This window comes from Candidatus Hydrogenedentota bacterium, assembly GCA_019695095.1.
Taxonomy (GTDB): domain Bacteria; phylum Hydrogenedentota; class Hydrogenedentia; order Hydrogenedentales; family SLHB01; genus JAIBAQ01.
The window spans coordinates 1-5,300 of sequence record JAIBAQ010000291.1; the positions used below are offsets into that span (position 1 = coordinate 1).

General features: G+C 54.9%; 2 protein-coding genes and 1 pseudogene. 2 read left to right on the top strand and 1 reads right to left on the bottom strand.

Annotated features, from left to right (window positions below; all coding sequences use genetic code 11):
- Positions 1-233: hypothetical protein (locus K1Y02_25010; GenBank protein MBX7259641.1), on the top strand; the 233-nt coding region annotated here is incomplete at its 5' end.
- 699 nt (positions 234-932) lie between these two features.
- The gene (locus tag K1Y02_25015) at positions 933-2,201 is read left to right on the top strand and encodes a hypothetical protein (protein MBX7259642.1); all 1,269 of its coding nucleotides are present in this window, start codon (positions 933-935) and stop codon (positions 2,199-2,201) included.
- A gap of 321 nt (positions 2,202-2,522) precedes the next feature.
- Here the strand turns inward: K1Y02_25015 and K1Y02_25020 are convergent.
- Positions 2,523-3,732: pseudogene (locus tag K1Y02_25020) on the bottom strand (IS256 family transposase).
- Positions 3,733-5,300 lie beyond the last annotated feature (1,568 nt).

Consider the following 5,300-nt stretch of genomic DNA (forward strand, 5'->3'; position numbering starts at 1 on the left):
ACACCGGCTACTCCGGCGGCACCCTCGGCCGCGGGAACATGAGCCGCAACATCGTCCGCAACCGCAAGGGCTACGCGGGGTACGAGCACGACGGGATCCTCGACAACATCATGCACGTGCGGCATCGGGTCTATGAATCAGAGCTCGGAAGGTGGGTCCAACGGGATCCGCTTGGGTTCGTCGATGGGGGGAATGTGTACGGGTATGGGAGCGCAACCAGTCAGGCTTGCTGACCCATCAGGACTGCGTCCCCCCTTACGCCCTTGGCCGATTTATCCCACAAGTCCGCCTGGAAATCGGCCTGGACAGGAACCGGTGAACCCCACACCCCATGAACCTGTGCCTGACGGTAATCCCGGCCAAATACAAATTCCGCCAGAACTCAGTAAATGCGCTAATGACACTCACGTTGCAGCCGCCTTGGCATACTTCCGGAATTCGTGTATGGGGCAATCGTGGACCATATCGCTCAGCGGTTCTTTTTGCGTCGGGAACGAAGGGCAAACTTGTGCACAGTCCCGCACGGTGTATGTGTGCCCAGAGGCCGTGAACAATTGCGCAGTATTGGCCCACGAACTGACGCACGCGGGAGATCTATGCAGGCAAGGCTACCAAGATACAACAAACGGTTGTGGTAACTTCAAAGCCCCTTGTGACTTTATTTGCGGAGAAGCTCGAGGCTATCATCGCCAATGCTGCATGGATCCTAGCTCTCTTGGGGCGAACGACTACAAAGCCTGCATGGAAGCCGCTCGAAATCGAATTAGGAACGGGAGTAACGGTGAAATAGAGCCTATTTGGAAGCTTTGCGGCCGCAGGCTGGGAGGAAATGGCGACAATACTGCCGACGTTGACCAAGTTTGGACCAACTGTGTTCCAGCGAACTGCGAGACAGACATGCCCCCTTGGCCCGAATATCGCCGAGGCATACAATGATTGCCTTTGCGATAACGCAACTGACCGACCAACTGGCGAAACTGATACTGCCCGTATGGATCTTGATTTCATGCAGCAGTATACTCGCGCTGCTGTGGCTGATTATCGCAAAATTATACCACATGTTCATCAGTCCGAACTTGGACGCATGCACTTTTTGCGGATACGATACTACATACTTGATCAATAATATATGCCCAGAATGCGGCAAGGATCCTCGAGCGAAGAAATCATCGAATACTAATCGTCGTATGACAATAGTAGTACTTTGGGGTGCCGTCCAAATATTGCTGACCGCCCTGTTGCCGCTGTGCGTGCCGTCGATTGCAAAGTATTGCCCTACCGCATTGCTAATAAACACATACCAATTTCAACTAAGAAATGTCCAGATTACGTCCCAGAATGTTATAGAAGGTCGGTTTTTTGAGAAAATTCCTACTCCCGAAATTGAGTCCAAGTTCATATGCGCAATATTAAGCGACTCGGTGCATCATGAAGGTAGTGTTACTTATCGCCGAGACGCGCTTCTTGGCGACAAGGCTTCGATTGAAATTAATATTTCGAATTCAATAATATCCCGTACCGGCGAGCGGCAGCTTCTTGCCAAGTGTGAGACATTGGGAATCAACTCATCATGGCAAGTCCCTGATGCAGCGTTCTCGTCTCAGATGTGCCGGAACAGTTGGAAATGGCGACTTTTTGGTAGCGAACCAATCGCCAGAGATACTTGTGCGCCATTGCAAATTTGGCTGGTTGAACAAAATGGTGCCGCCAAGGGCTTGCGTGACATGAGTCATGTTGCCGATATACCAATTAGAATCGAGTGCGACGCGGTTGCATTTGGCTCTGTGGAAGATACAAGAATTGATGATGTTCTAAAGAATCATTTGGTGGTTTCAATGCAAGAACATGCAAACGAATGGACTTGTGTTGTGCGATTGTCGAAGTCGCCAATCCTTTTAGATACAGTGTCTCTTGGTCTTAGAATTGAAATACTGGCTGATGACAAAATGCAGTTTCTATATGATGCGATTTTGTTCGCTGACTGCTGGGAATCGGGCGGACGAGTCTGCGTGACAACGCTCGGGAAAACTCCTTCAACATCGAATCAAATCGAACAATCGCGTCAAGTGGTCGCAAGAGTGCAGGGCATTCGAGCTGTTGGAATATTAGATGCGAGGGGTACGGCATATTGGGACGGAACGCTATTGGTTCCAGTCGAAGTCCATCGACTACCGCGCGAAACGCATAGAGCCTGCCCGTAAATCGGGCAACTGCTAGGGTGGTTGTCGCGCATGCTGTCGCGTGGCGATGCGAGTGCGCTCAAACCCGAATCCTGATCCAGTCTAAGTGAGAGTTTTTCGGTGAGAATCTGGCCTCTGTTTGGGAGGCCAGTCTGATGAAGATGAGCAGGTTTTCGGAGGAGCAGATCGCCTTCGCGTTGCAGCAGGCCGAAGGCGCATGGTGCGACGGGGGTAGCGTTCGTCAAGTTGTGCACATTTGGAAGCGGCTCTCCCAAGGAAGGTTCTGCTGCTGCTGAGGCCGAGCCCTTCGGGCGAGGACTCAGCAGCAGCGCCGAACATGGCTCACGCGGCCAGGGCGGATTCCATCGTCCGCACCGGCTCACGCAGCCGGCTCATGTCCATGTATCTCCGCAGCCCCCACTTGGTCCCGGCGATGTGCCGCAGACGGGCCGCCACCAGCATGAGCGCCGATTGCCCATCCGGGAAGGCGCCCACCACCCGCGTTCGCCTCCGCACTTCCCGATTCAATCGTTCCCTCGAGTTGTTCGTCCGCAGGCACCGCGTCGCCGCGGCGACCTCACGCGGGAAGCCCATGTACGACAGCGTCTCCATCACGCCCTCGCGCACGACCTGGGCCGCTCTGGGCAGCCGCATCACCTCGAGCTTCTCGACGACCGCGGCCGCTTGGTGCTCGGCGGTCACGCGGTCCTCCTGTGCGTGGATCGCCTTGAGCATCGCCACCACCTCACGGATCTTCCCCTGTGGCACCGCCGACATCACGTTGCGGTACCAATGGACGACGCATCTTTGCCACGATGCGGCGGGATAGAACTCCGCCAGGCTCTCCACCAGCCCCAGGCACCGATCGCTGATGAACAGCTTCACGCCGGACAGCCCGCGTTCCTTGAGATGACGCAGGAACCCCCGCCAGCTCTCGGCATCCTCCTTCGTGCCGTCGCTGACGCCCAGCACCTCACGGTAGCCCTCGGCGTCAACGCCGATCGCGATCAGCACGGCCACGTTCTGCATCTCGCCGCCCCAGGACCGCTTGAGCCAGATGCCGTCGAGATACACATAGGCGTGCTCCCCGCTCAACGGTCGGTTCCGCCACGCCTCGATCTGGCCGTAGACCTTCTGCGCCATCGAGCTCACGGTGCTGGCGCTGGTCCGCGTGCCCCACAGCGCCTCGGTGATGTCCTCGACGCGGCGCATGCTCACGCCGGCGAGGTACATCTCGATCAGCGCCTCCTCAACGGGGCTCTCCCTTCGCTTGTAGCGCTCGATGATCGAGGTCTCCATCGGCAGCGTCCGTAGCCGCGGCACCTTCAGCTCGACTTCCCCCGCCTTGGTCTGAAGCTTCCGCTGGTAGCTCCCGGCCCGCATGTCCTGGCGATCGGGCGACCGCTCGCACTTCCCCGCCCCGGCGATGCGGTCGGTCTCTTCGTCCAGCAGCTGGTTCAGTCCCGGCGCGCCGGGACTCCACGGTGCTCCTCACCACCTCGTCCAAGTGCGATCGCACCTTCGACGCATCCACCGCCAGCACGTCCTTCAGGCTCTCCGGCGCCTCCGCACTTACCCGCACCGCCTCCTGCGATGCGCTCTCCATGGCTGCTCTTCTGTCGAGAAAGGTTCATCCAAACCCACCTCCCCGTGAGGGAGCTGTTCTTGCAAATGTGCGCATGAATCGGGACGTTATCGCATTGCCAGATGCAAGGCGAACGGATCTACATCCGGAACGCAGGACAACATGGGCGAGCCATAGAACGCAGAATTGCAGACAATCGTCACGGTTCGCAGCGATGCGGACGCGATCTGCAGTACCGCCCACCTCGCTTTTTCATTGTTCGGATTTAAGACAAAGGCCGACTTGGCCAGAACACTTCTTTTCTCGCATGTGCATGGATTCAGGTTTGAACACAGGGTCTAGACCCAAGCTGATTGCGCCCGCATTCGGGGCAAACCGTAGCTTTGATTCCCCGCACATCGTACCCGCATCCGACACAAGTCTCCCGATCAACAACAGTGATGCCAGTTGGACCGCACAAACTTTTTGCCAATAGCACGACTCCCATCGCAACCAACTGCACTGCCAAAAGTAATAACGATACACTGTACAAGGCCAAAAAAGAATTCCGTAACGACGTCGAAGCTGGAATCGCATGCATTATCGTTAGCACTCTGATTGATGCACTAAATGCCACTCCAATGGTCGCCATGAGGCTCAGTATTAACAGTGTATAAAAACCGATTTTGCTGGCACTGCCCGGAGGGAACTCATGTTTTATGAAAGTTACTATGCACAAAAAAGCTCCCAGGATCGTTATGCATATCGATATCCATTCATTGGTCAGATGCAATGTGCGGTAGCGATAAAGCGAAGCAATCGTTCCGGCATATTCCATAAGTGAACCGAGTGAACAAGTCGCTGCCGCCAATAACGCCCAATACCTCGCCGAATTTGCGCCGATGTCTCTGTATTTCTTAGTGCGCGAAATACTTTGTCCAGCAACGATAATAACATAAATACACAAAAAAATGCAAGTGTACCGCTCAAGCTGTTCAATGACGCGCTTGTTGTTCCAATACAGCCGAGCAGTTCCACCAGCGATTACCTTGTGCCAAGAAATACCTATTTGTCCCAGAAGGCACGTCACGAAGATAGTGGTTGTGATAATGAAAATGGTCGCCGCCGTAATCCGTCCAACTTGCCAGCCAGATGGCATTTGTCACTTTACCTTATGTGCTCAGGAAGGCCTGGAGGGCTGACCGTGTAGTGTGGGCAGCCATCGGTGCATGCGAAGTAGTCGTTGAAGGTCGCCAGTGCGCAGTTAGTAAATGCTCTTTCTCGATCTGCTTCGCAGGCTTCTTGGTCGGGACGTCCATTGCAATTCGTTGTGTCGTAATTCCAACGGCAGTTGCTTAGTCTTTGTATAAACTTGTCGTGGCATTCTCCTGTACATTCCGCGTCGTAATATATGATCGGCGCCTGCGTCGGAATTTGCGACCTACGATACGGAGGAGACTCAGGAAGCAATCCGGGCATATCCAGGCGAGGCATGCGTTCCTTGGGTGCAACATACAGCCCATGTTCATCGATTGCTTCCATTGGTCCATTGTGTG